21 protein-coding genes and 1 other RNA gene are annotated in these 26,303 nt (G+C 69.5%); 7 read left to right on the plus strand and 15 right to left on the minus strand.

The window, feature by feature from the left end:
* The first annotated feature begins 562 nt into the window (after positions 1-562).
* Positions 563-826 carry a hypothetical protein gene (locus VP06_RS36770; protein ID WP_156295820.1) on the plus strand — a complete coding sequence of 88 codons (264 nt, stop codon included), beginning with the start codon at positions 563-565 and terminating at the stop codon, positions 824-826.
* Between the two features lie 328 nt (positions 827-1,154).
* Here VP06_RS36770 and VP06_RS28240 read toward each other — a convergent pair whose 3' ends face one another.
* The 5 genes from VP06_RS28240 to VP06_RS28255 form a co-directional block, all read right to left on the minus strand.
* Complete coding sequence (locus tag VP06_RS28240; RefSeq protein WP_048467137.1) at positions 1,155-1,757, minus strand: SOUL family heme-binding protein; 603 nt, start codon at positions 1,755-1,757, stop codon at positions 1,155-1,157.
* A gap of 4 nt (positions 1,758-1,761) precedes the next feature.
* On the minus strand, positions 1,762-2,412 hold the full coding sequence (locus VP06_RS28245; protein WP_048467138.1) for an NAD(P)-dependent oxidoreductase: 651 nt from the start codon (positions 2,410-2,412) through the stop codon (positions 1,762-1,764).
* Positions 2,413-2,785: 373 nt separating this feature from the next.
* Positions 2,786-3,502 carry a PhoH family protein gene (locus tag VP06_RS28250; protein ID WP_048467139.1) on the minus strand — a complete coding sequence of 239 codons (717 nt, stop codon included), beginning with the start codon at positions 3,500-3,502 and terminating at the stop codon, positions 2,786-2,788.
* A 112-nt stretch (positions 3,503-3,614) separates the two neighbouring features.
* Positions 3,615-3,848 (minus strand): hypothetical protein, encoded by a 234-nt coding sequence (locus VP06_RS36775; protein WP_156295821.1) that lies wholly within the window; start codon positions 3,846-3,848, stop codon positions 3,615-3,617.
* A 49-nt stretch (positions 3,849-3,897) separates the two neighbouring features.
* A complete protein-coding gene (locus tag VP06_RS28255; protein ID WP_048467140.1) occupies positions 3,898-6,237 on the minus strand; it encodes an ATP-dependent helicase in 2,340 nt (779 codons plus the stop codon).
* Positions 6,238-6,386: 149 nt separating this feature from the next.
* On the opposite strand from VP06_RS28255, the gene VP06_RS28260 reads away from it, so the two are divergent.
* A complete protein-coding gene (locus tag VP06_RS28260) occupies positions 6,387-6,638 on the plus strand; it encodes a hypothetical protein (protein WP_048467141.1) in 252 nt (83 codons plus the stop codon).
* Between the two features lie 17 nt (positions 6,639-6,655).
* On the opposite strand, the gene VP06_RS28265 is transcribed toward VP06_RS28260, so the two are convergent.
* Positions 6,656-7,219, minus strand: coding sequence for a thioesterase family protein (locus tag VP06_RS28265; RefSeq protein ID WP_048467142.1), 564 nt, complete (start codon positions 7,217-7,219; stop codon positions 6,656-6,658).
* Between the two features lie 243 nt (positions 7,220-7,462).
* Here VP06_RS28265 and VP06_RS28270 point away from each other — a divergent pair, with 243 nt between their 5' ends.
* Positions 7,463-8,881 (plus strand): FAD-binding oxidoreductase, encoded by a 1,419-nt coding sequence (locus VP06_RS28270; protein ID WP_048467143.1) that lies wholly within the window; start codon positions 7,463-7,465, stop codon positions 8,879-8,881.
* 242 nt (positions 8,882-9,123) lie between these two features.
* Here the strand turns inward: VP06_RS28270 and mraY are convergent, their stop codons facing one another.
* From mraY to rnpB, 7 genes are all read right to left on the minus strand, one after another.
* Positions 9,124-10,209, minus strand: coding sequence for a phospho-N-acetylmuramoyl-pentapeptide-transferase (gene mraY / locus VP06_RS28275; protein WP_048467144.1), 1,086 nt, complete (start codon positions 10,207-10,209; stop codon positions 9,124-9,126).
* Between the two features lie 83 nt (positions 10,210-10,292).
* Complete coding sequence (locus tag VP06_RS28280; protein WP_048467145.1) at positions 10,293-11,753, minus strand: UDP-N-acetylmuramoylalanyl-D-glutamyl-2,6-diaminopimelate--D-alanyl-D-alanine ligase; 1,461 nt, start codon at positions 11,751-11,753, stop codon at positions 10,293-10,295.
* The gene (locus tag VP06_RS28285; RefSeq protein ID WP_048467146.1) at positions 11,750-13,207 is read right to left on the minus strand and encodes a UDP-N-acetylmuramoyl-L-alanyl-D-glutamate--2,6-diaminopimelate ligase; all 1,458 of its coding nucleotides are present in this window, start codon (positions 13,205-13,207) and stop codon (positions 11,750-11,752) included. The genes VP06_RS28280 and VP06_RS28285 overlap by 4 nt, the downstream gene beginning before the upstream one ends.
* Complete coding sequence (locus VP06_RS28290; protein ID WP_048467153.1) at positions 13,204-14,994, minus strand: peptidoglycan D,D-transpeptidase FtsI family protein; 1,791 nt, start codon at positions 14,992-14,994, stop codon at positions 13,204-13,206. Before VP06_RS28290 ends, VP06_RS28285 begins: the two co-directional genes overlap by 4 nt.
* A gap of 83 nt (positions 14,995-15,077) precedes the next feature.
* Positions 15,078-15,527, minus strand: coding sequence for a cell division protein FtsL (gene ftsL, locus VP06_RS28295; protein ID WP_048467147.1), 450 nt, complete (start codon positions 15,525-15,527; stop codon positions 15,078-15,080).
* A complete protein-coding gene (gene rsmH / locus VP06_RS28300; RefSeq protein WP_048467148.1) occupies positions 15,524-16,579 on the minus strand; it encodes a 16S rRNA (cytosine(1402)-N(4))-methyltransferase RsmH in 1,056 nt (351 codons plus the stop codon). Before rsmH ends, ftsL begins: the two co-directional genes overlap by 4 nt.
* Before the next feature lie 425 nt (positions 16,580-17,004).
* Positions 17,005-17,437, minus strand: an RNA gene (gene rnpB / locus VP06_RS33930) — RNase P RNA component class A.
* Between the two features lie 162 nt (positions 17,438-17,599).
* Between rnpB and VP06_RS37410 the strand changes: the two genes are divergently transcribed.
* Positions 17,600-17,770, plus strand: a complete 171-nt coding sequence (locus VP06_RS37410) for a hypothetical protein (protein ID WP_197093307.1) — start codon at positions 17,600-17,602, stop codon at positions 17,768-17,770.
* A 359-nt stretch (positions 17,771-18,129) separates the two neighbouring features.
* On the opposite strand, the gene VP06_RS28305 is transcribed toward VP06_RS37410, so the two are convergent.
* Entirely contained in the window at positions 18,130-18,570 is a 441-nt protein-coding gene (locus VP06_RS28305; protein ID WP_048467149.1) for a VOC family protein, read from the minus strand.
* A 202-nt stretch (positions 18,571-18,772) separates the two neighbouring features.
* Between VP06_RS28305 and pepN the strand changes: the two genes are divergently transcribed.
* Together pepN and VP06_RS28315 are read left to right on the plus strand one after the other, a co-directional pair.
* The gene (gene pepN / locus VP06_RS28310) at positions 18,773-21,460 is read left to right on the plus strand and encodes an aminopeptidase N (protein WP_048467150.1); all 2,688 of its coding nucleotides are present in this window, start codon (positions 18,773-18,775) and stop codon (positions 21,458-21,460) included.
* Between the two features lie 200 nt (positions 21,461-21,660).
* Positions 21,661-24,012, plus strand: coding sequence for a PAS domain-containing sensor histidine kinase (locus VP06_RS28315; RefSeq protein WP_048467151.1), 2,352 nt, complete (start codon positions 21,661-21,663; stop codon positions 24,010-24,012).
* A 717-nt stretch (positions 24,013-24,729) separates the two neighbouring features.
* Here VP06_RS28315 and VP06_RS28320 read toward each other — a convergent pair.
* A complete protein-coding gene (locus VP06_RS28320; protein ID WP_048467152.1) occupies positions 24,730-25,560 on the minus strand; it encodes a phosphogluconate dehydrogenase C-terminal domain-containing protein in 831 nt (276 codons plus the stop codon).
* Between the two features lie 463 nt (positions 25,561-26,023).
* Between VP06_RS28320 and VP06_RS37685 the strand changes: the two genes are divergently transcribed.
* On the plus strand, positions 26,024-26,303 hold a 280-nt coding region (locus VP06_RS37685), incomplete at its 3' end, for a hypothetical protein (protein ID WP_210168132.1).

Below are 26,303 nucleotides of genomic sequence, written 5' to 3' on the forward strand. Positions count from 1 at the left end.
ATACCAACGGCCCAAGATGCTGACGCATCGGGCCGTTGACCCATCTCGAGTTTTCGATGTCAAGCCAGAGGCTTGGCGAAAATTCGAGAACAGAACCAAAGGTCGTTTTCAACGACCGTTGGTATTACCACGCGCCTCGGCAATCCGGCTCCGGACGCAAGAGCGCTTCACGATCGCGTTGCCATCGCGAAGCTTCTCTCGCTGTTTGATTTTGCCGCATTTTCTACGACGAACCGGTATCCACTTCGTCGGACAGTGCTCTGGAGTCATGAACCGGATAACGCTCAGATAACGGGAACCATCTCCGCTCAACACCGCCGCTTGCCGCAGCGTGGCGGCGGGCAATTCGGGCATGGAGCGGCGTAAGCGGCCGTCTCTGCGACAATCGACACGATGCTGACCGAGAGCGCGAGGATCACGACCCACCGTTTCATCGATATCTCCCAATTGACTCCGACTCCGCTTTGGTATCCAAAATGAGTCCAATGCGCAACCGAAGCGATGCGATCGGGCTCGCGCATGCCTCCGGGTGATGTCCCGTGAGTGGACGTGGAGTACGGTGATGACGCATGCGGTTACGGCGGTCGCTCTCGGCGCCGCTCTTGTCATGGTCTCGATTTCGCCCGGTCAGGCTAAGCCTCCGGCCAAGCCCGCCCCAACCTGCACGGGCATCTTCACCGACATTTGCCAGCCCAAATCATCATCGGGAGCGGGCGGCTACAAAGTCTCGCCGAGCGGCACGATCGTCTTCAGCGGCGATCGCATCACCGGTACTCGCCCCGGCGGTGGCAAGCCGGGCGGGAATTGCAAGGGCAAGCGGTGCTGAACCGGCGATCGGCGCAGGTTACGCGGCACGGAGACATCGACCATGCCAAAACCAGTCCTATTCACTAGTCTGGTGTTCGCGCTTCCGGTGTTCTGCGGGCACTCCGCCCCGGCAGCCGAGACCCAACCGCCCGACGATGCGCCGATGCAGGCCACACACGACGCCGCGCGGGATCTCCTCGCGGCGCGCGCGGCGAATGCACGGGCCCAGCACGAGGGTCGATCGTCCGTCTGGATGCTCAAGACGGCTCCCATGGCGGCTCCCATGCCGTCGACGCCCGTTGCATCGCCGCCGCCCCAACCCTGAGGCCCGCGGGCCCATGGCCCGCTCACGAGGCCAGGCGCACCGCCACTTCGTTGCGCCGCAGGAAGGGCAGCGCGAAGGGAGGGTCGTAGCCCATGAAGAAGGGCGCGGCAGCAGGCATCCGGCCCGCCGCGGCCAGCACCTCGGCCAAAATCCGCTCCTGCTCCGCCCGGATCTCGGGGGTGATGCGGCCGGAGAACTGGAGCGCCGCGATCCGCTCCGGCGGTATCCGGGTCAGGCGAACCCCGGGCTCGGTCGGCTCCGGCGCGCCCGAGGCCACGACCGCGTGGGGCAGGAAGAAGCGCATCGTGCCGCCGCTCCCCTGCTCGACCGGCACCGTCATGGCGATGCGTTGGCCGCCGGCCTCCACCGGCGCCGTCATGGCGATGCGGTCGCCGGAGCGGTTGGCGCCGGTGATGTAGCGGAAGAGCCGCCCGAACGCCTCGCCGTCGCCCTGGCCGCGTGCATCGGTCTCGATCGCGACGCGCCCCTCATAGGCGCGGATCTCGACGCCGCGATCGAGCCGCTCGACGACGGCATAGCGGGGCTGGTCGTAGAACCCGCGCACGCCGAAGATGCCGAGGGCCGATTCGGCCAGGGTGACGGCATAGTAGAGGATCTTGTCCATCGGCTCAGACCGGCAGGGGGTGGCTGATCAGCACGACGGCACGCCTGATATGGGCGCCCTGGCCGATTTCCCCGACGATGAACTGGGCCACGTCGGCCCGCGCGATCAACCCGTTCGTCCACGACGACGGCCGGTCGAGCACCCGATAGCGCCCGGTCGCGGGCCCGCCGGTGAGCACGCCGGGGCGGACGAGGGTCCAGTCGAGGCCGCTCTGGCGGATGCGGATCTCCTGCGCGTCCTTGTCGTCATAGGCGCGGCCGAAGACGAGGCGGAACGGCAGGCGCTGCAACGGGCCGATCGCCGTGCGACTGTCGCCGGTGCCGAAGCCGGTCACGGCCACCAGCCGGTGGACGCCCGCCTTCTCCATCGCCGGGACGAGGATGGTGGTGGCGTCCGAGAACAGCCGCACCGGCCCGAACAGGTCGCGGACCGGCACGCCCAGCGCCTGCACCACGACATCGACTCCGTCGAGCGCGGTGGCGACGTCCGGCCTCGACAGGGCATCGCCCGGGAAGCGTTCGAGGTTCGGATCGGACAATGCGATCGTGCCGGCCGACCGCGCGAAGGCCCGCACCCGGTGCCCTGCGGCGAGGGCCGCCTTCACCGTCTCCAGCCCGATGCCCTGGCTGGCGCCGATGACGAGGATGTGGGCCATGGTGCGTCCTGGGTGAGCGTGGGAAGCGACTGACCCTAGGAAACATCGAGGCGCAGGATGGTTGCTGGCGTCGGGGCAGATTTCGGGATGGACGCCCGCATTGCGACGATGGACCTGGACGTTCGCAAGGGTGACGCGCGCAAGAGCGCCGTCCCGCGGTGCCAAGCGCGTCCTCCTGCCGATGTCGGCCATCGGATCGGATCGACGAGATGATAGGGCATTGTCCGACGAAGTGGATACCGGTTCGTCGTAGCAAATGCAGCAAATTCAAAGAGCGAGAGAAGCTTCGCGATTACGACGCGATCGTGAAGCGCTCTCGCGGCTCGCGCGCGCGCAGCCTGCCCGACTTTCCGGCCGGGCAGGCGTCGCGATCTCACACCCGCGCCTCCTCGAAGGCCCGCACCCATTCGGCGCAGATCCCCGAGCGGACGATGTCGTCCAGCCCGAACTCGACGATCGGGATCGGCATCATCCGGCTCTTGACCAGATGGATCACCGTGCGCAGCCCCGAGGTCTCGCGCAGGTCGGTCTGGGAGACGTCGCCGTTGATGATGACCTGGGTGCCATCGCCGATCCGGGTCAGGAACATCTTGATTTCGGCGGGAGTGGTGTTCTGGGCCTCGTCGAGGATCACCAGGCAATTCTTGAAGGTGCGGCCACGCATGACCTCGAAGGGGACGACCTCGATGTCGCCGGCCTTCATGGCGATCTCGAAGGCGCCGTCGCCCATGCGCTCTTTCATGGTCTCGGTGAGCGGGGCGACCCAGGGGGCGATCTTGTCTTCGAGAGTGCCGGGGAAGAAGCCGAGGGAGCGGCCGGAGGGCACGTTCGGCCGGGTGATGACCACCTTGGCGACCCGGCGCTGGCGCAGCAGGTCCGCGGCGCGGGTTCCAGCAATGTAGGTCTTGCCTGTCCCGGCGGGGCCGAGGACGATGACTTGCGGGTGGGACCCGAGGGCTTCCAGATACTCGGCCTGACGGGCCGTCATCGGCTGGATCGGTGGGGGATTACGTTCTTCTTCGAAGCGCGTGCGGTGCACCCGGATCGGGCGGTCATCAACCAGTTCAAGTCGTGCGCGTCGTCTCTTCACGGATCAACACTCCCACTGGACTTGCGGTGCCGACTATGGTGTGCCCTCTCGTGTCCCGGATCTCCTTTGTTCTCGTGACGACTCAAAGCCTCATCGGCCGCGACGGTTCCGGTCAGGGTTGACGCAGACGGTGGACAAGTCCGCCTGTTTCGACCTCCAGGGTAAGCAGCCGATGATGAACGAGCAATTGTCGCGCCGCAGCACGCCCGTTGCGAAACCGGCAGGCACGATACGGCGCGGCGGACTGTGATGAAAACCACACAGAGATGTCGGGGGAACCCGCCGACAGCGCGAGGGGCAGGTCGGCGCAGACCATGTGGATCGGCGTGCCGGAGAAGGTCGCCACCTGATCGCCGCTCCCGATTGCGCCGTCGACGCAGAGCCACGGGACCGCTTCAGCCGGGCTGGACGAAGCTGTCGAGGACCATCTTCCGGCCGGCCTTGTCGAAGTCAACGGTGAGCTTGTTGCCGTCGACGGCCGCCACCGAGCCCGGCCCGAATTTGGTGTGGAAAATGCGTGCACCGGCCTCGTAGGCCGAGTGCGTGCCGGTGGACTTGGCGACCAGCGTCCCCTCGATCTGCTGCGGCCCGCGCCGACCCGGCGAGGGGTTGCGGCCGCCGCCGAACCGGTCCTGTCCCGCGGTCTGGGCCTGCGCCCGCTGCCAGCCCGGCGTCGCGTAGGACGAGCCGAAGGCGGGGGCCTGCCGGTCGAAGCGCGACGGCCCCTGGGAGAAGCTCGCCGGCGCGTCGAGCACCGCGACGCTCGCCTCGGGCAATTCGTCGATGAAGCGGCTCGGCACGGTCGAGGACCACAGGCCGTGGATGCGGCGGTTGACCGCAAACGAGATCTTGGCCCGCTTGCGCGCCCGGGTCAGGCCGACATGGGCGAGGCGCCGTTCCTCCTCCAGGCCCGCCCTCCCGCTCTCGTCGAGGGCGCGCTGGTTCGGGAACAGGCCGTTCTCCCATCCGGGGAGAAACACGGTGTCGAATTCCAGGCCCTTCGCCGCATGCAGCGTCATCAGGCTGACCCGGTCGCCGCCCTCGGCCTCGTTGGCATCCATGACGAGGGAGACGTGTTCGAGGAACCCGGCAAGGTCCGGGAACTCCTCCATCGAGCGGACCAGTTCCTTGAGGTTCTCCAGCCGGCCGGCGGCGTCGGCGGTGCGCTCCTTCTGCCACATCTCGGTGTAGCCGGATTCCTCCAGGATCGTCTGCGCCACCTCCGTGTGCGGCTGGTCCTCCAGGAGCTTGGCCCAGCGCGAAAAGCTCTGGCACAGGGCGCGCAAGGTGGAACGGGGCTTGGGCTTCAGCTCCTCGGTTTCGCTCATCATCCGGGCGGCGTGGAGCAGCGGCACCTTGGCGCGGCGGGCGAGCCCGTGCAGGGCCTGGAGCGTCGCGTCGCCCAAGCCCCGCTTGGGCGTGTTGACGATGCGCTCGAAGGCGAGGTCGTCGGAGCCGTTGGCGACGATGCGGAGATAGGCGAGGGCGTCGCGGATCTCGGCCCGCTCGTAGAAGCGCGGGCCCCCGACGACGCGGTAGGGCAGGCCGAGCTGGACGAAGCGGTCCTCGACCTCGCGCATCTGCGCCGAGATGCGAACCAGAACCGCGATCTCGGACAACGCATGGCCCTTGGCCTGGAGGCTCTCGATCTCCTGGCAGACGAGGCGGGCCTCCTCCTCCGAATCCCAGGCGCCGGTCACCGTGACCTTCTCGCCCGCCGGGCTGTCGGTGCGCAGGGTCTTGCCCAGCCGGCCCTCGTTATGGGCGATCAGCACCGACGCCGCGGCCAGGATGTGGCCGGTCGAGCGGTAGTTGTTCTCCAGCCGCACCACCAGGGCACCCGGGAAGTCGTGCTCGAAGCGCAGGATGTTGTCGACCTCGGCGCCGCGCCAGCCATAGATCGACTGGTCGTCGTCGCCGACGCAGGCGACGTTCCGGTGCCCCTGCGCGAGCAGGCGCAGCCAGAGATATTGCGCGACGTTGGTGTCCTGGTACTCGTCGACCAGGATGTAGCGGAACCGCTGCTGATAATTGGTCAGCACGTCCGGGTTCTCGCGCCAGAGCCGCAGGCAGAGCAGCAAAAGGTCGCCGAAATCGACGGCGTTGAGCGCCCTCAGCCGCTCCTGGTAGGCGGCATAGAGCGCCCCGCCCTTGCCGAAGCCGAAGGCCGAGGCTTCCCCGGCCGGCACCTGTTCGGGGCCGAGGCCCCGGTTCTTCCAGCCGTCGATCGTGCCGGCGAGGCTGCGGGCCGGCCAGCGCTTCTCGTCGAGATCAGCGGCCGAGATCACCTGCTTGAGCAGGCGAAGCTGGTCGTCGGTGCCGAGGATCGTGAAGTCGGAGCGCAGGCCCACCAGCTCGGCGTGGCGGCGCAGGATCTTGGTGCCGATGGCGTGGAAGGTGCCGAGCCACGGCATCCCCTCCCCGGCCGGGCCGATCAGCGCGCCGATGCGCTCCTTCATCTCCCGGGCCGCCTTGTTGGTGAAGGTCACCGCCAGGATGTCGAAGGGCCGGGCACGGCCGGTAGAGATCAGGTGGGCGATGCGGGTGGTGAGAACCCGGGTCTTGCCGGTGCCGGCGCCGGCCAGCACCAGGACCGGACCTTCCGTCGCCTCGACGGCGCGGCGCTGCTCGGGGTTGAGCCCCGTAAGGTAAGGCGCGTCCGGGGGCACCAGCGCGGCGCGGGCGCGGGCGGAGATCGAGGAGGGGGCGGTCCCGGCCGGGATGTCGCGAGTCATGCCGGCATCACTGGACCAAAACGCGAACGGCGTCGAGGGTCACGGCCGCATGGCTGTGGGTGAGGGGCGGGATCCTTGCACGCCGGAACCTTGCATCCGGAGCGGCGTCGTTCTCCATGGACAGACCTCCGCCGATTGAAAGGACTCCGATGCGCGCCCACACCGTCCTGATCCTGGCCGTCGCCGCCACGCCGCTCCCGGCGCTGGCCCAGAACCAGGTGCCGAGCAACCGTGCCCAGCAAACCGTCGACGGGATCAACCGCTCGATCGAATCGCGGAGCGAATCACGCAGCATCCAGCAGCAGAATCGGTTCGAGGCCAACCAGCTTCAGGGACAGATCCAGCGCCAGCAGAGCATCGCGCCGCCGCCCCCGGCGCCGATCATCGTGCCGCACCGCTGAGCGGCACGGACCGTCGTTCAGTGCCTGACCCGGGCGCCGGCAGCCGCGAAGGCCACGGTGTCCGGCCGGGCATGGCCGCGGGCCGGGATGCCGATCACCCGGCCGAGATCGTCGGGCCGCGGCAGCCGGGCATGCGAGCCGAGCATGACCGAAAGATTGGCCTGGATGTCTTCGGGGAACGGCGCCACGCGCCGCGTCGAGGGATCGACGTGGAGTGACAGGTTCTCGGAGGTGGCGGCGACCCAGCCTTCGGTGGCGTGGCGGATCTCCGAATAGAAGTGGATCCGCTTCTCGTCGAAGGCGATGAGTTGCAGCGTCACCCGGACCGGGTCGTCGAGGACGAGTTCGCGGCGGTAGCGCACATGGACCTCGGCCGCGAAGGTCGTGCCGCGCCCGGAATCCATGTAGTCGGGCCCGAGCCCGACCACGCCGAACGCCTCGTCGACCGCCCGGTCGAACAGGACGTGGTAATAGGCCATGTTCAGGTGGCCGTTATAGTCGATCCAGCCAGGCTCGATCGCCATCGTCGACGACACGAACGGCGCGAAGAAGAAGACCGAAGCAGGACGGTCATCAGCCATTGTGGGGCTCCCGATCTGGCGCATGCGGGATGACAAGGGCGCCCAGGGACGTACCATGCTTGGGTCGGGGATGCACCCCCGGATGCGTTGCACCTTGGAGCAAGGGGGCGGCCACCCCGTGCACTTCTCCGTGACCGGGCGGCCGGATATGCCCGGCGGGAAGTGGCTGCTAGAGTGCCGGCAAAAGGCCGGTGGACCCTCGACGCAGCGCCGTCCGCCGCCAAAGCCGTCCGGGAGATCCACATGAACGCCCTGAGCCCCGCCCCTTCGCGCCAGCGCCCGAGCCCGGAAACCGTCGAGGCGGCCATCGGCGCGCTGACGGCGCAGTTCGGCAACCGCGTCGTCACCTCGCAGGCGGTGCGCGAGCAGCATGCCAGCACCCTGACCTGGGTCGCCAACCAGCCGCCGGACGCGGTGGTCTATGCCGAGAGCACCGAGGACGTGCAGGCGATCGTGCGGGTCTGCGCCGCCCACAAGATGCCGGTCGTCGCCTTCGGCACCGGCACCTCGCTCGAGGGCCACGTCAACGCGCCATTCGGCGGCATCTCGATCGACATGAACGGCATGAACAAGGTGCTGGCGGTCCATGCCGAGGACCTGGATTGCGTGGTCCAGCCCGGGGTGACCCGCAAGGCGGTGAACGAGCACCTGCGCGACCAGGGCCTGTTCTTCCCGATCGATCCGGGCGCCGACGCCTCGCTCGGCGGCATGGCGGCGACCCGGGCATCCGGCACCAACGCCGTGCGCTACGGCACGATGAAGGACAACGTCCTATCGCTCACCGCCGTGATGCCGAACGGCGACATCGTCCGCACCAGCCCGCGGGCGCGCAAGACCTCGGCCGGCTACGACCTGACCCGGCTCCTGGTCGGCTCGGAAGGCACCTTCGGCATCATCACCGAGCTGACCCTCAAGCTCGCCGGTATCCCGGAGGCGATCTCTGCCGGCGTCTGCCCCTTCCCGAGCATCAAGGCGGCCTGCGACGCCGTCATCGTGACGATCCAGTCCGGCCTGCCGGTCGCCCGGATCGAGCTTCTCGACGAGGTCCAGGTCGCGGCCTGCAACGCCTATTCGAAGCTCACCCTGCCGGAGACCCCGCTGCTCCTGGTCGAGTTCCACGGAACGGATGCCGGCGTGCGCGAGCAGGCCGAGCGCTTCGGCGAGATCGCGGCGGAGTTCGGCGGCGGCCCCTACGAGTGGGCGACCAAGGCGGAGGACCGCACCCGGCTCTGGCAGGCCCGCCACGACGTCTACTGGTCCGCGGTCGCCATGCGGCCGGGCGCCAAGGTCATCGCCACCGATGTCTGCGTGCCGATCTCCCGGCTGGCGGAGTGCGTCGACGAGACCAAGCGCGACATCGTCGCGAGCGGGATCATCGCGCCGATCGCCGGACATGTCGGCGACGGCAACTTCCACACCTCGCCGCTGGTGATGATGGACGATCCCGACGAGATCGCCCGGGTCACCGGCTTCATCGAGCGCCTGGTCGCCCGCGCCATCGCCATGGAGGGCACCTGTACCGGCGAGCACGGTATCGGCCAGAAGAAGATGCGCTTCATGGAGCTGGAGCACGGGCCGGAGGCGCTCAACCTGATGCGGACGCTCAAGCGGGCGATCGACCCGGACAACATCATGAATCCCGGGAAGGTGGTGGCGGTCTGATACCAACGGTCGTTGAAAACGACCTTTGGTTCTGTTCTCGAATTTTCGCCAAGCCTCTGGCTTGACATCGAAAATTCGAGATGGGTCAACGGCCCGATGCGTCAGCATCTTGGGCCGTTGGTATGACGCCGAGCCCGAGGCACTCGCCGTTCACGAAAAAAGGAAGGGCGCGCGACCCTGGAGAGGATCCCGCGCCCTGGTCGTTGAGGAACGCTCTTGGGCCGGTCTGAAGGGCCGGCCTCCTACCGCAGCTTCAGCGTCGCCAGGCCCAGGAGCGCCAGTACCACCGCGATGATCCAGAACCGGATCACCACCTGCGGCTCCTTCCAGCCCTTCTGCTCGAAATGGTGGTGGATCGGCGCCATGCGGAAGACGCGCTTGCCGGTGAGCTTGAACGAGGCGACCTGGATGATGACCGACAGGATCTCCAGCACGAACAGGCCGCCGACGATGCCGAGCACGATCTCGTGCTTGGTCGCCACCGCGACGGTGCCGAGCAGGCCGCCCAGGGCCAGCGAGCCGGTATCGCCCATGAAGATCTGGGCCGGGGGCGCGTTGAACCACAGGAAGCCGAGGCCCGCCCCGATGAGGGCGCCGCAGACCACCGCCAGCTCGCCGGTGCCCGGGACGTAGTTCACCTGGAGGTAGGACGCATAGATCACGTTGCCGACGAGGTAGGCGATGATCCCGAAGGTCGCCGCCGCGATCATCACCGGCACGATGGCGAGGCCGTCGAGGCCGTCGGTGATGTTGACCGCGTTGCCCGCGCCGACGATCACGAAGCCCGCGAAGGCGACGTAGAACAGGCCAAGATTGATGATCGCGTCCTTGAAGACCGGGAAGGCGAGCCGGTAGGCGAGGCCCGGCGCCGAGTATTCGGCGACCGCAATGCAGGCGGCCACCGCGATCAGCGCTTCGAGGCCGAGGCGGAACTTGCCGGAGAAGCCCTTGTGGCTCTGCTTCGTGACCTTGAGGTAATCGTCGTAGAAGCCGATCGCCCCGAAGCCCAGCGTCACCATCATGACGATCCAGACATAATGGTTGCGCGGGTTGGCCCAGAGCAGCACCGCCACCATCACGCCGGCGAGGATCATCAGCCCGCCCATCGTGGGGGTGCCGCGCTTCGTCAGCAGGTGCGATTGCGGGCCGTCCTCGCGGATCGGCTGGCCCTTGCCCTGGCGCAGGCGCAGGAGCGAGATGATCCAGGGCCCGAACCAGAACACGAAGAAGCCCGCCGTGAACAGCGCGCCCCCCGTGCGGAAGGTGATGTAGCGGAAGACGTTGAGCGGCGAAAACACGCCGCTCAGGTCGGAGAGGAGATAGAGCATCCCGGGGGCATCCGATCGTGGGCGAGCGGCAGCCCCGGGCCTCAAGGCCCGTGCCACCGCGTCAGAAGTCCTGCGAAGGTCGCTCAGCCGGATCGGCCGACGGCGAGATCCTGGTCCGCGTCGCCCCCGTAGCGGGCTTTGAGCGCCTCGACAATCCGCCCCATGCGCGTGCTGTTCGAACCCTTCACCATCACGGCGTCGCCGGGCCGCAGGGCGTCGACGACGGGCTCGACAAGCTCGGCCGAGCCGGCGCGGGCCACCGCCCGCCGGGTGGCCGGCAGGGCCTCGAACAGCTCCTGCATCAGCGGGCCGGCGGTGAAGACGAGGTCGATGCCATGCTCCTCGACCGCCTGCGCCAAGTCGCGGTGCAGCCGCGGGGCCTCGGTCCCGAGTTCCATCATGTCGCCGAGGACCGCGATGCGGCGGCCGGCGGTCTCGACGCCCGCGAGCGTGCTGAGCGCGGCCCGCACCGAGGCCGGGTTGGCGTTGTAGCTCTCGTCGACGAGCAGCGCCTCGCCCTCCGCGACCCGGAGGACGTGGCGGGCACCGCGCCCGGCCGGCGGCCGCAACTGGGCGAGGGAGAGGGCGGCCAGCGCCAGATCGGCGCCGAGCGCCTGCACGGCGGCGATGACGGCGAGCGAGTTCAGCGCCGTGTGCCGGCCCGGCGTGCCGAGCTGGTAGGTGACGGGCAGCCCCATCGCCCGCACGTCGACGATCGAGAGGTCGTGGCGCATCACGATGCGCTCGGCCCGGACATCGGCCTCCCGGTGCTCGCCGAAGCTCACCACCCGGCCGGCACGGGAGGCGAGCGCATGGGCCTTCAGCCGCTCGAAATTCGGGTTGTCGCGGTTGATGATTGCGACGCCGCCGATCTCCAGTCCGGAGAAGATCTCGCCCTTGGCGTCGGCGATGCCGGACAGCGAGCGGAAATGCTCGATATGGACCGGCTCGACCGTGGTGACGATGGCGATCTCGGGCCGCACCAGCCGGGTCAGGGGGGCGATCTCCCCGGCATGGTTCATGCCGACCTCGAACACCCCGAAGGCGCTCGACGCTGGCATCCGGCTCAACGTCAGGGGCACGCCCCAATGGTTGTTGTAGGAGGCGACCGACGCATGCGTGGCGCCTTGCGCCGCGAGCACATGGCGCAACGCCTCCTTGGTGCCGGTCTTGCCGACCGAGCCGGTGACGGCGAGAACCCGCGCGTCGGTGCGGGCCCGGGCCGCGACGGCCAGGCCCCGCATGGCGGCGAGGACGCCGTCCTCGTCACCGGCGGGAACGGCGATCAGGGGGCCGGCCTCCGTGAGATCGGCGGCCCGCTCCTCGGCCACCACCGCGGCGCCGGCGCCGCGGGCGAGCGCGTCGCGCACGAAATCGTGGCCGTCGCGGGCCTCGCCCTTGATGGCAAAGAACAGGTCTCCGACCTTGAGGGTGCGGGTGTCGATCGAGATCCCGGAGAGGGCGCGGGGCGCAGCATCGTCCGCCACCACCCGGCCGCCCATGGCGGCGGCGGCGGCGTCCAGGGTCCAGAGGGGCTCGGTCATGCGCGGGTCTCCTCGATCGCGCTGAGGACCGCGTCGCGGTCGGAAAAGGGCAGCGTGCGGTCGCCGATGATCTGGCCCGTTTCATGACCTTTGCCGGCAACCACCAGCACGTCGCCGGCCCGCAGGTCGCGCAAAGCCGCCCGGATCGCCTCGGCCCGGTCGCCGATCTCCTCCGCGCCGGGCGCCGCCGCCAGGATCGCCGCGCGGATCGAGGCCGGGTCCTCGCTGCGGGGATTGTCGTCGGTGACGATGACCCGGTCGGCCTTCTCGGTGGCGATCCGGCCCATCAGCGGGCGCTTCGCCCGGTCGCGGTCGCCGCCGCAGCCGACGACGCAGACGAGGCGCCCGGTGGTGAAGGCCCGCAGCGCATCGAGGACGTTGGCCAGCGCATCGGGCTTGTGGGCGTAATCGACGATGCACAGCGCACCGCGCACGGTGCCGACCCGCTCCAGCCGCCCCGGCACCCCGGCGAGGTGGCGGAGAGCCGCGATCACCTCCGCCTCGCGCCCGGCCCCGGCCGGGGTCGCCAGCACGAGGCCGGCAGCGAGAAGCGCGTTCTCGACCTGGAACGCCCCGACCAGGGGCAGATCGACGGTGTAAGTCGCGGGCCCGGCCGCGATGTCGAGGCGCTGGGCAAATCCTTCCGTGTGGGCGGAGACGAGGCGGATCCCCTCCCCGGCCCGGCCGGTGGTGACGAGCCTCACGCCGCGGTCGCGGACAGCGTCCATCACCGCCTGGCTCTGCGGCCCGTCGGCATTCACGACGGCCGTGCCGTCCTGGGGCAGCAGGGTCGTGAACAGCCGGAGCTTCGCCTGGAGATAGGCTTCCGGCGTGCCGTGATAGTCGAGATGGTCGTGGCCGAGATTGGTGAAGCCTGCCGCCGTCAACCGTACCCCGTCGAGGCGGCTCTGCTCGATGCCGTGCGACGACGCCTCCATGGCAAGCGCGGTGACGCCGTCGCGGGCGAGCCGGTCGAGGGTCTGATGCAGGGTGATCGGATCGGGGGTGGTGAGCGAGCCATAGGCCGCGCCCGACGTCGTGATGACGCCGAGCGTCCCCAGGCTCGCCGCCTCCCGGCCGAGGCGCCCGAGGATCTGGCGCACGAAATCGGCGACCGAACTCTTGCCGCTGGTGCCGGTGACCGCGATGACCGTCCCGGGCTGGCCCGGATGCAGCCGGGCGGCGGCCTGCGACAGGGCGCGACGTGCATCCGGCACTGCGAGATAGGCGACCGAGTCGGGCAGGTCGGCGGGGCGCTCGCCTTGCGCCACCATCGCGACGGCGCCGGCCGCCGCGGCCTTCGCGGCAAAGCGGCGGCCATCGGCCGCGGTGCCGGGCACCGCCAGGAACACGAAGCCGGGCTCGACCTTGCGGCTGTCGGCGGTGAGGCCGGTGAGGACGAGGCCGGCATCGCTGCCGGCCTCCGGGAACAGATCGCCGAGGGTGAGGCTCATCGTCCGTCCAGCATGTTGACGTGATAGGCGCCGAGCTTGACCATCAGCGGGAACGGCTTCACCGGCGGCTCGAATTGCGGCGGCAGGCCGAGGATCGGGGCGACCCGGGCGATCGTCCGGCCCGTAACGACGCCTGAATTGTAGGCGGCGGTCGCGTAGCTGCCGGATTCCGCCGCGACCGCCTGCGGCTCGTCCATGATGGTCACGAACAGGTATTTCGGCTTGTCCATCGGCGCCACCGCCATGAAGGTAGTGAAGAGCCGGTTCTTGACGTAGCGGCCGCGGATCACCTTCTCGGCGGTGCCGGTCTTGCCGCCGACGTAGTAGTAGGGAATCGCCGCCTTCCTGGCCGATCCCTCGGTGGCGTTGAGGCGCATGATGTAGCGCATCGCCTCGCTGGTCTGGGGCGAGAGCACTTGCGTCGCCTTCGCGCGCGCCTCGGCTTCGGTCCGCTTCAGGAAGGTCGGCGTCATCAGGAAGCCGCCATTGGCGATCGCCGCCACCGCGGCGGAAGCCTGGAGCGGCGCCACCGCCAGGCCGTGGCCGAACGCGATCGTGATGGTGTTGATCTCGGTCCAGCGCGGCGGGATGATCGGCTCGGCACTTTCCGGCAATTCGGTCCGCATCCGGTCGAGCAGGCCCATCTTCTTCAGGAACGCCTTGTGGCCGGGCACGCCGATGCCGAGCGCCATCTTGGCCGAGCCGATATTGGACGAGTGGGTGAACACCTCCGGCATCGTGATGACCCGGTTGGTGCCGTGATACTCGTGGATCTTCTGCCGGCCCCAATGCAGCACGCCGCCGCGTGTGTCGAAGGTCGAGTTGACGGTGAACTTTCCGGAATCGAGCGCCATGGCGAGGGTCATCGCCTTGAAGGTCGAGCCCATCTCGTAGACGCCGACATTCATCCGGTTGATCCGGTCGGGATCAAGGGCGTCCTTCGGCTCGTTGGGGTCGAAGTCGGGCAGGGAGGCGAGCGCGATCACCTCGCCGGTGGTCACGTCGAGGATCGCGCCGGCCGCCGCCTTGGCGCGGTAATGCTCCATGCCCCAGGCCAGCTCGTCGCGCACCGCGTGCTGGGCCCGCAGGTCGATCGAGAGCTGGATCGGCGCCATGTCGGCAGCCTTCTCGACGAAGCCGAGGCTGTTCAAGTCGCGCAGTCCCTGACGGTCGATGTACTTCTCGATGCCGGCGATGCCGACATTGTCGAGGTTGGTCACGCCGAGGATGTGGGCCGCGGCGGTGCCGTTCGGGTAGACCCGCTTGTGGTCGGACAGGAAGCCGATGCCCGGGATGCCGAGGCGGTGAACCTCGGCCTGCTGCCGCGGCGTGATCTCGCGCTTGACCCAGACGAAGCCTTTCTTGGTCGAGAGCTTTTCGCGCAGGTCGCGGGCGTTGATCTCCGGCAGGACGGCGGTGAGCAGCTCCACCGCCTCGTCCTTGTCGTAGATGTTCTTCGGCTCGGCGAAGACCGAGACGGTGCGGATGTCGGTCGCCAGGATCTCGCCGTTGCGGTCGACGATGTCGGGCCGCACCTGCGTCGTGCCGCCGGCCTCGGCCCGCCGGGCGGAGGCGGTCCCCGGATCGTCCGGGAACACCGCGAAGCTGACGAGGCGGCCGATCAGCGCCAGGAACACCGTGCCGAAGACGAGGCCGACGAGGCCGACGCGGGCGGCGCTGCGCTCCACCGACAGGCGGAACATCGCCAGGACGCCGCCGCGGAGCAGCTCCGCGAGGCTGCGCCGAGGCGCCGCGGGCTCGTCGGCGGCAACGTCCTCGGCGGCGATCCGCGCCGGATCGCCCTCGGGGCCGTGCGGGCCGTCGCCATGCGGGCCGCGAGCCTGGAAGTCCTGATCCTGGGTCACGGCGCCTACCTCTTGGCCGTCGGGGTGCGGGTCGGGGTGGAGGTGGAGGTCGAGCCGGTGGTGCGCGGCTCCTCGCCGCGGGCGGCAGTGGTGGACGGCGCATGCTCCTTGGCGGCGGGCGTCGCCGTGGCGCCGAGGCCGAGCGCCTCGAGCTTGCGGGCGATCTCGTCGCCGCGATCGACCTTGGTTGGCAGGTCGGCGAACCGCCCGAGATGCGCGGTGCCGATCGGCTCGAGGTTGAGATACTTGTCGACGGCGCCCTGGAGCCGGTCGGGCCGGGTCAGCAACTGCCACTCGGCACGCAGCACCGCGATCGCGTCGCGCTCCTTGCGCAGGCGGCTCTTCAGCTTGGCGACCTGCTCGGCCTGATAGAGCGTGTCGTACTTGATCGAGTAGGCGTAGATCGCCGAGGTGATCAGCCCGGCGATCGCCAGGAGGTGCAGGAGGCGGATCACCGGCGTCCTCCCCGGGCTTGAGGCTCGGGCAGGGAGGCGAGGGCCTCGAGGGCCGTGAGCGGCGGCGGCGGCGGCGCGTCGGTGCGCTCGCCGGCCCGGAGCTTGGCCGAGCGGGCGCGGGGATTGGCCCGGCACTCGGCCTCGCCGGCGGCGACCGGGCCCTTGGTGGCGAGGGTGAAGCTGCGCGGGGTCGGCTGGGCGGCCATCGGCAGGTGGCGCGAGGCGGCGACCGCCCGGCCGCTGCGGGCCGAGAAGAACTGCTTCACGATGCGGTCCTCCAGCGAGTGGAAGGTGACCACCGCGAGGCGCCCGCCCGGCCGCAGGGTCCGCTCGGCGGCGTGCAAGGCCCGCTGCAACTCGCCCAACTCGTCGTTGACCGCGATGCGCAGGGCCTGGAAGGTCCGGGTCGCCGGGTGGATGCCGCTGCCCGGCTCCGCCCGCACCACCCCGGCGACGATCTCGGCGAGCGCCGCCGTGGTCTCGATGCGGCCGCGCCGGCGCGCCTCGATCAAGGCGCGGGCCACAGCGCGGGCCCGGCGTTCCTCGCCGTAATGGTAGATCACGTCGGCGAGCGCCGCCTCGGAGGCGTCGTTGACGAGGTCGGCCGCGCTCTCCCCCGCCCGCTCCATCCGCATGTCGAGGGGGCCGTCATGGCGAAACGAGAAGCCGCGCTCCGCCTGGTCGAGCTGCATCGACGACACGCCGATATCGAGCACGACGCCATCGGCCCCGGCAAAGCCGTGGTCGCGCGCGAGCCCGTCGAGGTCGCCGAAGCGCCCCTGGACCAGGGTGAGGCGCCCACCTTCCTCAGCGACCAGGGCCTGGCCGGCGGCGATGGCGGTGGGGTCGCGGTCGATGGCGAGCACCCGGTTGCACGGATCGGCCGCCAGGATCGCCCTCGTGTAGCCGCCGGCCCCGAAGGTGCCGTCGATCACCGAGGCCGGTCCGGGACCGAGATGCAGGGCGGTCAGGACCTCGTCGAGCAGGACCGGGATATGGGGAGCGACCTCGGTCACGATCGGCGCTCCGGCTCGATCGCATCGAATGCCCATCCCGCGCGCCAGGCGCGCCTTGAGGCGTGACGGTCCATGATGCTCCGCTGTCCGCACGAGCCGGGCCGAGGCCGGCCGGGATCGGCGCCAGGGCGCCGGTGTGCCCACGCCAGACATCGCCGTGCGACGAACACGCCCGCTCTCGCGGGGTGAGGCCGCCGATGCTGGAATCGCCGTGGACGAGGTGACTCGGGGTATCATGGGCCTCTGGGGTCGTCAACGCGAGGGCACACGCGGCGGGCAGCACCCGCCCAATGCCATCAGAGGCCACCAAGGTTAACGAAGGCTTGTGACGGCCGCGCCCCGCACCGGAAAGTCGAGTCTGCCCGGGATGTTCGCCCGCGGACGCGGGCTCTACCTCGACGATGCGTCACGACCGCCGGATGTGAGCTGGGTCGCGCCTATCGGGAAATTTTTTCGAACTGGGTATCAGCCGGCCTGTAAGCCGGGTTCTGTAGGGCCCGGCGGATCCGCAAGGATCCTCCGGACGTGGCGGCCATTCCTCTGGGACGGCCGTTGCCGGCCGTCTCGAGCAACCAACCCGGGCGACGGGCCTGAAGAAGGCCGTGCGCGATCCCTCGCGCGTGCCGCCCCTATTCGGTTTTGCTCCCGGTGGGGTTTGCCGTGCCGTCCGCGTTGCCGCGTCCGCGGTGCGCTCTTACCGCACCCTTTCACCCTGGCCGGCACGGGTCCGCAAGGACACGCCCGGTGGTCTGCTCTCTGTGACACTGTCCCTGGGGTCGCCCCCGCCGGACGTTATCCGGCACCGTCTCTTCATGGAGCCCGGACTTTCCTCCCCGGATCCCGCGCGGCAGGCGAACCTGCCGACGGGACCGGAGCGGCCGCCCGGCCGGCTGACCGCGCCGATGTGCGATGCGGGCGCGTCCGCGTCAAGGCAGGGGTGGATTGTCGCGCCCGGGATCCGGCGAAGGACCCCGCTTGCCGCGCCGCCGATACTCCCTACCTGCCGGATCTCAAGGCCGCCTCGACGCGGCCGGACGAACCACGGAGGCAACCCTGATGAGCGACACCATCGAGGCGGGCTGGACGCTCGCGACCGTGCAGCAGCTCAAGGCGATGGCGCAGGAGGGCGTGCCGGCCTCGGTCATGAGCCTGAAGCTCAAGCGCCCGGTCACGGCGATCCACGCCAAGCTGGCGGAACTCGGCATCACCCCGGCCGCAGAGACCTGATACACCGCTACGCGGAAGAAATCCTGGTTTGGGGCCGATCGGCGGGGAGGCGGGCCTAGAGCAATTTCCGACGAAGTGGATACCGGTTCGTCGTAGAAAATGCGGCAAAATCAAATGCCTGGAGCACCGCCCGATTGCAACGTGATCGGGCGGTGCTCTAGCCGGATTTCCTCCGTACCGCGGTATCCCAACGGTCGAAAGAAAACGACCTTTGGTGCCGCTCTCGAATTGTCGCCAAGCGTCTGGCTTGGCATCGATCATTCGCGATGGACCCGACGGCCGGATGCGTCAGCATCGTCGGCCGTTGATATGAGACGTCACGAAGGGGCGGGCCTGGAGCCGGGCCCGCCCTCCGGCCGCTACCAGCTGCCGGTATTCTGCATCGAGGCCCAGGGCTCCTGCGGCGGCTTTGCCCCGCCCTTCTGGAGGATCTCGATCGAGATGCCGTCCGGCGAGCGCACGAAAGCCATGTGGCCGTCCCGCGGCGGGCGGTTGATGGTCACGCCGGCCTCGTGCAGCTTCTGGCAGGTCGCATAGATGTCATCGACCAGATAGGCCAGGTGGCCGAAGTTGCGCCCGCCGGTATACTCTTCCGGATCCCAGTTGTAGGTGAGTTCGAGCAGCGGCGACTTGGTCTCTTTGGCGCGCGCGACGTCGCCCGGGGCGGCGAGGAAGACCAGGGTGTAGCGGCCCTTCTCGCTCTCGGTGCGGCGCACCTCCTGGAGGCCGAACTTGTTGCAGTAGAAGTCGAGGGCCTTGTCGAGATCGGCGACGCGGACCATCGTGTGCAGGTATTCCATGGCGCTTCTCCATCCTCGGTGTCGGGGCGCGCTGGTCGGGCGCCGGATCCGGCACCGTAGCTAGGGCGGCCTGCGCGCGGCGGGGAGGGCCGGGATCCTGTCTTGATCCGGCGTCGATCCCGCGTTGCGCGATGGCCGGCGCCGGTGCAAAGGCTCTTGTCTTCTCTTCCGCCGCGCCCCGCGAGACCGCCGAGACCCCCTCATGCAGACGATCGTTCGCCTCGCCGATTACCGCCCGAGCGACTACCTGATCGACCGCGTCGACCTCGACGTGCGTCTGCATCCGACCGAGACCCGGGTCACCGCGACCTTGGCCCTGCGGCCGAACCCCGACGGCGAGCCCGGGGCCCCCCTCGTCCTCGACGGGGACGAGCTGACCCTGCTGGCGATCGCCCTCGACGGGCAGCCGACGGGCCCGGGCGCGATCGCGGTGACGCCCCGCTCCCTCACCCTGCACCAGCCGCCGCAGCGCCCCTTCGTGCTCGCGATCGAGACGCAGGTGAACCCGAGCGCCAACACCAAGCTGATGGGGCTCTACCGCTCGAACGGCGTCTACTGCACCCAGTGCGAGGCGGACGGCTTCCGGCGCATCACCTACTTCCTCGACCGGCCCGACGTGTTGGCGGTCTACACCACCCGGATCGAGGGCGAGCGGGCCGACACTCCGGTTTTGTTGGGGAACGGCAACCCGGTCGCGCAGGGCGAGATCGGCCTGACCCGCCACTACGCGATCTGGCACGATCCGCATCCGAAGCCGGCCTACCTGTTCGCCCTCGTCGGCGGCCGCCTCGGCCGGGTGGGGTCGCGCTTCACCACCATGGAGGGGCGCGAGGTCGAGATCGCCGTCTATGTCGAGCCGGGCAAGGAGGGCCGCGCCGGCTTCGCCCTCGACGCGGTCGCCCGCTCGATGGCCTGGGACGAGCGCACCTTCGGCCGTGCCTACGACCTCGACGTCTTCAACGTCGTCGCGGTCTCCGACTTCAACATGGGCGCGATGGAGAACAAGGGCCTCAACATCTTCAACGACAAGTACGTGCTGGCGAGCCCGGACACCGCCACCGACTCGGACTATGCCAACATCGAGGCTATCATCGCCCACGAGTATTTTCACAACTGGTCCGGCAACCGGGTCACCTGCCGCGACTGGTTCCAGCTCTGCCTCAAGGAGGGCCTGACGGTCTTCCGCGATCAGGAATTCTCGTCCGACGAGCGCTCGCGCCCGGTCCACCGCATCGCCGACGTGAGGACGTTGCGGGCCCGCCAGTTTCCGGAGGATGCCGGGCCGCTGGCCCATCCGGTGCGGCCGCGGGCCTATCGCGAGATCAACAACTTCTACACCGCGACGGTCTACGAGAAGGGCGCCGAGATCGTCCGGATGCTGCGCACCCTGCTCGGGCCCGACACCTTCCGGCGCGGCATGGACCGATACTTCGCCACCTGCGACGGCACGGCCGCCACGGTGGAGGACTTCCTCGCCGCCTTCGCCCATGAGAGCGGGCGCGATCTCACCGCCTTCGCCCAATGGTACGAGCAGGCCGGCACCCCGACCGTGGCGGTGTCCGGCACATACGACCCGGCGGCCCGGACCTACGCCCTCGCCTTCCGCCAGAGCCTGCCGGTGGTCGCGACCGAGGCCGCCGCGGGGGCCGTTGACCGGCCCCAGCTGATCCAGCCCCAGCTGATCCAGCCCCTGGTGATCCCGGTGGCGCTCGGCCTCGTGGCGCGCGAGGGCGGGCCCGTCGAGGCGGTGAGCGAGCGGGTGCACGACGGCGTGTTCGTGCTCGAGACGGCGGAGGACACCCTCGTCTTCGAGGACGTCGCGGCGCCGCCGGTGCCGTCGCTGTTTCGCGGCTTCTCGGCCCCGGTGAAGGTCGAGCACGCGCTGACCCGGGACGAGCGCCTGACCCTGCTCGCCCATGACGGCGACGCCTTCAACCGTTGGCAGGCGGCCCAGAGCCTCGCCATGGACGTGCTGGTCGGCCGGGCGAAGGCCGGTGCGCCGCGCGATGCCGAGGCCGGGCCGGAGGGCGCGGCCCTGAGCGCTGCGCTCGCGACGTTCCTCGACGGCGAGGCGCTCGCCGACCCCGCCTTCGCCGCCCTGGTCCTGACGCTGCCGGAGGAGCAGGAGGTGGCGCAGACGCTTCAAGCCGAGGTCGATCCCGACGCGATCTGGCGCGCGCGCCAGAGCTTGCGGGTCCAGCTCGGCCGTGACCTCGGTCCCCGGCTGCGGGCCCTGCGCGCGGCGCTGGCGGAGCCGGCGGGGACGCCCTTCAGCCCCGACGCCGCCAGCGCCGGACGCCGGGCGCTCCGCAACGCCGCCCTCGATCTCGTGACGGCGGCCGATCCGGATGCGGGCACCGCCCTGGCGCTGGCCCAGCTCGACGCCGCCACGACCATGACCGACCGGCTGGCAGCCCTCGCCTCGGTGAGCCTGGTGCCGGGCGAGGCCCGGGAGGGGGCCCTCGCCCGGTTCGGCGAGACCTACCGGCACGAGCCCCTGGTGCTCGACAAGTGGTTCGCCGTTCAGGCGATGATCCCCGAGGACGGGACGCCGGACAGGATCCGCGGGCTGATGCGCCATCCGGCCTTCTCCCTCGGCAACCCGAACCGGGTCCGCTCGCTGATCGCGAGCTTCAGCCTCAACAATCCGACACAATTCCACCGGCCGGACGGGGCCGGCTACGACCTGACCGTCGAGGTGGTCCTCGCCCTCGACGGCAAAAACCCCCAGGTCGCGGCGCGGCTGCTCACCTCCTTCAATACTTGGCGTATGGTCGAAGGCGGACGCCGCCGGCGGGCCGAGGCCGCCTTGCGGCGGGTGGCGGAGGCGCCGGGCCTCTCCCCCGACGTCAGCGACATCGCCGGGCGGTCGCTCGCCGCTGCTCGATAGCGCACAAACCCTTGTCGCCGAAGGCAGAAACTCGCCGTCCGCGCCAGCCCGAGCATGTTTCGATCAACGGTTAACAGTTCATTTCCACGACGTGGAGCGCTGGACAAAATGCTTGTGGAAATGCCAGATTGAAGCTCGATTCGGGGGCCTGGTGGGAACCTCCGCGGCATCTGTGTTTCTGTTCCGTTGGGGGTTTGGGTATGCTGGAGGCGGATCCCGCCCCCTTCTCAGCGCGTGCCGCGACGATCCTGGGGATCAGCCGGGTGTCGAAGGCGGCGCACCAGCGCCTCGCCCACGCGGAATCCTGGCTCCGGTTCGCCGTCCCGGCCATGCTGGCGGCCTTCCTCCTCTGCCTCGGCACCGTCACCGCCCTGCAACTCTCCGGCCACCGCGAGGAGGTGGTCGCCGATGCGCGGCGCGACATTGATCTGGTGGCCCGCCTCATGGCCGCGACCCTGCCGGCCGCCCTCGCGCGCTCCTCCGGCGCCGTGCCGTCGGAGGTGCTGGCGCCCGCCGCCCTGCGCGAGCGGCTGGTGCGGCTGATGCCGCCCGGCGGCCTGCCGGCCGGCCGCAGCGTGGTTCTCATCGGCACCGACGACGCGATCCTGGCCACCCTGCCGGAGCGGACCGGCCTGCCGCGCAGCTTCGGCGAGCTGGTCGGCGAGGTGCAGGTGCTCGGCATCATGGGCGAGCGCGCCGGCGTGCTCCAGGTGGTGCTCGGCACCGGCGAGCGGGCGCTCGCCACGGTGCGGTCGGTCCCGGGCGCGGCCGCGATCACGCAGGTCGCCGTGGTGCAGACCCTTGATTCGGTCACCGCCGTCTGGGCCGGTCGGGCCCGCATCGCCGCGGTGCTGGTCGGCGCCGTGACGCTGGTGGTGGTCTGCACCGGCCTCGCCTATGCGCTCCAGGCCGACCGGGCGCGGGCCGTCGACCGGGTCTGCGAGCAGGTGCGCCAGCGCCTCGACACGGCCCTCGGCCGTGGCCGCTGCGGCCTGTGGGATTGGGATATCCCGCGCGGCAGGATCTACTGGTCGGACTCGATGTACCAGCTCCTCGGCTATGTCCGGGAGCAGGAATTCCTCTCTTTCGGCGACGTGAACGCCCTGGTCCATCCGGACGATACCGACCTCTACGGCCTCGCCCGCCAGTTGGCGGCCCGCGACACCACCGTCGACCACGAGTTCCGCATCCGCGCCGCCGGCGGCGAGTGGGTCTGGCTCAAGGCCCGGGCCGAGATCGTGCAGGACATCGAGGACAATGGCCGGCATCTCGTCGGCATCGTCATCGACATCTCGGAGCAGCGCCGCCTCGCCGAATCGACCGCCACCGCCGACATGCGCCTGCGCGACGCCGTCGAGGCGGTGTCCGAGGCGTTCGTGCTGTGGGACGCGCAGAACCGCCTGGTCCTGTGCAACTCGAAGTTCCGGCGCCTGCACGCCCTGACCGCCGACGAGGCCCAGCCCGGCCGCCGCTACGACGCCATCATGGGCCGTGCCGCCCTGCCGACCGTGCGGCGCGAGATTCCCGCCGGCGAGTTCCCGGAAGCGGGCGCCCGCACCTTCGAGGCCGAGCTCGCCGACGGGCGGTGGCTCCAGATCAGCGAGCGCCGCACCAAGGACGGCGGCTACGTCTCGGTCGGCACCGACATCACGGCCCTGAAGCGGCACCAGGAGCGGCTCGTGGAATCGGAGCGCCAGCTCATCGCCACCATCGCGGACCTCAAGCGCTCGCGCCGGACCCTTGAGATCCAGACCCAGCAGCTCGCCGATCTCGCCGAGCGCTATCTCGACCAGAAGGCCCAGGCGGAAAGCGCCAACCGGTCGAAATCCGAGTTCCTGGCCAATATGAGCCACGAGCTGCGCACCCCCCTCAACGCCATCCTGGGCTTCGCCGAGGTGATGGAGAGCGAGGTGTTCGGGTCCCTCGGCTCCGAGAAGTACCGCGAATATTGCCGCGACATCCGCTCGAGCGGCCATTACCTGCTGTCGGTCATCGACGACATCCTCGACATGTCGCGGATCGACGCCCGCCGGGTGAAGCTCGCCAAGCAGCCGGTCGCCGTGAGCGAGGCGCTGGAGCGCGCCCTCAAGCTGATCGCCGAGCCGGCCCGGGCCAAGGGGCTGACCGTGAGCGTCGAGATGAGCGCCGACACCCTGGTGATGGCCGACGAGCGCGCCCTGCACCAGATCCTGGTCAACCTGTTGCAGAACGCCGTGAAGTTCACCCCGGAGGCCGGCCGGGTGGCGGTTCGGACGCGGCGCGCCATCGACGCGGTCCACATCTTCGTCGAGGATAGCGGCATCGGCATCCCGAAAGCGGCCCTGCCGAAACTCGGCAATCCCTTCGAGCAGGTCGAGACCAACTTCGCCCGCAGCTACAAGGGGTCGGGCCTCGGGCTCGCCATCGCCCGCTCGCTCGCGGAGCTCCATGGCGGCGGCCTGCGCATCCGCTCCGAGGAAGGCACCGGCACGATCGTTCTGGTCCGCCTGCCCCGACCCGGCCTCAACGACGCGGCCCAGGCGCGCGAGGCGGTGGCCGAGATCGGGGCGTGACGCGGAAGCGGAGCCCCGGCACCTGATATAATACCGCGGCGCGGAGGACATTCGGCTTGGCCAGCCTCCCCGCCGACCAGCCGCAGACCGGAATGTCTTCCGTGTCGCGGTATACCAACGGCCTCAGAGCCTGTTCGAGCACGATTTTTTCCCAAGACGTGAGGCAAGTGGGATCATCCTACTCTCCCACCTTATCTTGATGTGCGAAGGTGGGGTATTCCATTGGTCCTTTCAAATTTAATCGGTAAAATTTGATCAAGTAAGCTCTCACGACGGGATATAATGGGAGTATAATCTACAGTCTTGTCAAATTTCTCGAAGGCAATCCGCTTAAAATAGCCCCAACATCGAATATTTTTGTCCACGATCTCTGGCATGACTTTTCAGGTCAATTGTTGAGCGCGGGCGCCCTGCGCCGGTGTGGGAGAGGGATCCCACGCTCACGAACCAGACTGTGACATCCGACGGCGTCGCCGCTTTGTCTCGTGAGCCCACACGGCGTCCGGGCAAAGCCGATCTCCGCGTCGCGACGCGATCAGCCGGAACTCGTCGGCACCCGATCCCGCCCATGCATCCCACCCATGGATCCCACCGCTGAGCGGCCCCGGCGCACGGCGCGGAGCGGACCGCCCACTCCGCGCCTCGGAGCGGCGTCGTCCCGGAAGCGCGGCCAGGATGGCCCCGCCGGTCGCAGCCGGCGGGCGGCCCTGTCCGTCGTTAGGTGATCCGCCGGATGCTCTCGGCGATCTCGGGCGCGTCGAGGCAACCGAGCCAGTCGTCGCGCATCAGGCGGGGCTTGCCGAACTGGATCGCCTTGTTGCAGGCATCCGAGAACACGCCGTCAACCTCGCCGAACGTCACCGCCGCCAGGATGTTGAGATGGCCGAGGAGGAAGTCGCGGGCACAGACCTCCGGCACGCCGCGGCGCACGGTCTCGTCCATCGCCTCGCGCATCACCGCGAGCAGGGTGGCGCAGACGGTCTCCGACAGGCCCGGCTCGAGGAGTGCCATCTGCTCCACGGTGACGCGGTGCGAGCGCAGAATCGGCGCCCAGATCGCCTTGGCGACGCGCTCGCCAAGGGCATAGGCGTCCTCCGGACCCTGCATCAGCGCGCTCACGATCGACTGCTTCGCGGCGATGCCGCCGAAATGGTCGCGCCGCCCGTCCTCCGTGGTCTCGTCGTTGAAGATCGGCGGGTGGCACGGATGGGTGACGAAGTAGGTCAGGTCCGGCCGCTCCGGCAGGTGGCCAGCGAAGGGCGCCGCCGCATCAAGGATGACCACCATCGTGCCGGGCTTCAGCTTCGGCGACAGTTCGTGCGAGACTTGGCCGATCAGGGTGTCGGGCACCGCCAGCACCACCACCTCGGCCCCGTCGAGGGCGGCCTCCGCCGCGACGCAATCGAGGCCAAGCTCGCTCTTGAGCCGCCGGCGCCCGGCCTCGCCAACCTCCACGGGAGCGATCTGGAACTCGGACATCACCAGGTTGCGGGCCAGCCGCACGCCCATCTTCCCCCCTGCCCCGAACAAGGCGATCCTCTCGGTCATACGCATCTCTCCCGCGAGCGGCCGGCGTCCTGTGGCCTCTTCGGGGCTCTCTTCCGGCGGCAAGCGCGACAGTGGCGGCGGATCGGCCGCACGGCAATCGCTTTGTCGTCCGCACCGGCGGGGCTGCGAAGGCGGCGGCAACGAGTCCGGGCGTCACGCCCGGACCGGATCGGCAAGGAGGATCGACGCATGATACCGACGGTCGGTGAAAACGACCGTTGGTTCCGTTCTCGAATTCTCGCCACGACTCTGGTTTGGCATCGAAAGTTCGAGATGGCGTCAACGGCCGTGCGTCAGCGTTGTCGGCCGTTGGTAGGACGAGGCGTGCCCGGTTCGGCGCATGTCCGGCGTGGATCGGCCCGCTCGGCCGACCACTCATCGCAGCCGTCACAGAGGCCCCAATGGCATCGGCGGACGACCCGCAGGATCTGGCGGAGGCCGTCCAAAAGTTCCGGCCAGTACCATGCCGGGCGACGGCCTCGCCGCCTTCGCGCGCCTCGCAGCCGAGCGCGGCGGCAGGCGGCTTGCGGCCGTGCCGCGCTTCGATGCCGCGGCGGTCCTGCGCTCGGGCGCGATGATCGGCGCGGAGGCTGCCGGCATGGTCGAGCGGCGGACGCCTTCACCGGGCCGCCGGCGGCACGTCCTAAGCAGATTTCGCCGAAGTGGTCGCCGGTTCGGCGGCAAAAATCTGCGATCAAACAAGACCCTAAGCGGACGAAGCGGTAACCGGGGCAAATTCGCGG

This window comes from Methylobacterium aquaticum (assembly GCF_001043915.1).
Classification (GTDB): domain Bacteria; phylum Pseudomonadota; class Alphaproteobacteria; order Rhizobiales; family Beijerinckiaceae; genus Methylobacterium; species Methylobacterium aquaticum.

Coding starts and splice junctions, on each gene's coding strand:
- VP06_RS28320 (WP_048467152.1), bottom strand. CDS start 25,560: ATGACCGAGAGGATCGCCTTGTTCGGGGCAGGGGGGAAGATGGGCGTG.
- VP06_RS28260 (WP_048467141.1), top strand. CDS start 6,387: ATGCGCGCCCACACCGTCCTGATCCTGGCCGTCGCCGCCACGCCGCTC.
- VP06_RS28315 (WP_048467151.1), top strand. CDS start 21,661: ATGCTGGAGGCGGATCCCGCCCCCTTCTCAGCGCGTGCCGCGACGATC.
- VP06_RS28280 (WP_048467145.1), bottom strand. CDS start 11,753: ATGACCGAGCCCCTCTGGACCCTGGACGCCGCCGCCGCCGCCATGGGC.
- pepN (WP_048467150.1), top strand. CDS start 18,773: ATGCAGACGATCGTTCGCCTCGCCGATTACCGCCCGAGCGACTACCTG.
- VP06_RS28245 (WP_048467138.1), bottom strand. CDS start 2,412: ATGGCCCACATCCTCGTCATCGGCGCCAGCCAGGGCATCGGGCTGGAG.
- mraY (WP_048467144.1), bottom strand. CDS start 10,209: ATGCTCTATCTCCTCTCCGACCTGAGCGGCGTGTTTTCGCCGCTCAAC.
- VP06_RS36770 (WP_156295820.1), top strand. CDS start 563: ATGACGCATGCGGTTACGGCGGTCGCTCTCGGCGCCGCTCTTGTCATG.
- VP06_RS28285 (WP_048467146.1), bottom strand. CDS start 13,207: ATGAGCCTCACCCTCGGCGATCTGTTCCCGGAGGCCGGCAGCGATGCC.
- VP06_RS28305 (WP_048467149.1), bottom strand. CDS start 18,570: ATGGAATACCTGCACACGATGGTCCGCGTCGCCGATCTCGACAAGGCC.
- VP06_RS28265 (WP_048467142.1), bottom strand. CDS start 7,219: ATGGCTGATGACCGTCCTGCTTCGGTCTTCTTCTTCGCGCCGTTCGTG.
- VP06_RS37410 (WP_197093307.1), top strand. CDS start 17,600: ATGAGCGACACCATCGAGGCGGGCTGGACGCTCGCGACCGTGCAGCAG.
- VP06_RS28270 (WP_048467143.1), top strand. CDS start 7,463: ATGAACGCCCTGAGCCCCGCCCCTTCGCGCCAGCGCCCGAGCCCGGAA.
- VP06_RS28255 (WP_048467140.1), bottom strand. CDS start 6,237: ATGACTCGCGACATCCCGGCCGGGACCGCCCCCTCCTCGATCTCCGCC.
- rsmH (WP_048467148.1), bottom strand. CDS start 16,579: ATGGGCATTCGATGCGATCGAGCCGGAGCGCCGATCGTGACCGAGGTC.
- VP06_RS28240 (WP_048467137.1), bottom strand. CDS start 1,757: ATGGACAAGATCCTCTACTATGCCGTCACCCTGGCCGAATCGGCCCTC.